General features: G+C 60.7%; 1 protein-coding gene. It reads right to left on the reverse strand.

The window, feature by feature from the left end; genetic code table 11:
* Positions 1-248, reverse strand: a 248-nt coding sequence (locus PZC42_RS24445; RefSeq protein ID WP_277214035.1) for an RNA-binding protein, incomplete at its 3' end; no start/stop codon positions are given.
* Between the last annotated feature and the right edge of the window lie 32 nt (positions 249-280).

Raw genomic sequence — 280 nt, forward strand, 5'->3', positions numbered from 1 at the left:
GGGTTCGGGTCCACGGTGGCCCAACGCACGTTGAGGATCTCGTTGTGGTCTAAACTCTGATGTGCCATGGCCTCCTTTGCAAACTGCGAGTTCGCCTCGTTGGTGTAAGTTACGAAGGCGACGCCGCGATTGGTGAGCACCCGGATGCGCTCGATCTCGCCCCATTCGGCGAAGTGGCGCGCGACGACCTCCTCGATGTCGTCGGTGACGTGGATGCGGCCGACATAGAGCGTGCGATTCTGTCGCATGAAAGACCCTACGCCACCCATGTCGTCTCGGT

It is taken from the genome of Isoptericola croceus (assembly GCF_029382255.1).
Lineage (GTDB): Bacteria > Actinomycetota > Actinomycetes > Actinomycetales > Cellulomonadaceae > Isoptericola > Isoptericola croceus.